Below are 264 nucleotides of genomic sequence, written 5' to 3'. Positions count from 1 at the left end.
AGGCGCCGGGAATCCGAATAACAGCTGGTAGAAGCTGATCAGAACCGTATTCTTGATCGTCCGCCAGAAATAGGGCCCCGTGAAAAATTCGCGGAAATGCTCGAATCCGACCCAATCGCTCCCCCAAATGCCAAGCCTTGGCGAGAAGTCCTTGAAAGCAATCACAGCACCATACATAGGCGCATAGTGAAACACGATATAATACAGCAGCACCGGCGCCAGCATCACATAAAGCAGTTTATTTTTGCGGATATCCAACATCAG

At 49.6% G+C, this 264-nt stretch carries 1 pseudogene; it reads right to left on the bottom strand.

Annotated features, from left to right (window positions below):
• Window positions 1–264, bottom strand: a pseudogene (locus KVT27_RS25065) (sugar ABC transporter permease); the annotation flags it as partial.

This window comes from Lysinibacillus sp. GbtcB16 (genome assembly GCF_019091145.1).
In the GTDB taxonomy this organism is placed as follows: Bacteria; Bacillota; Bacilli; order Bacillales_A; family Planococcaceae; genus Lysinibacillus; species Lysinibacillus fusiformis.
The sequence above is the reverse complement of the archived record's forward strand: the minus strand, read 5'-3'. Positions and strand labels throughout refer to the sequence as shown.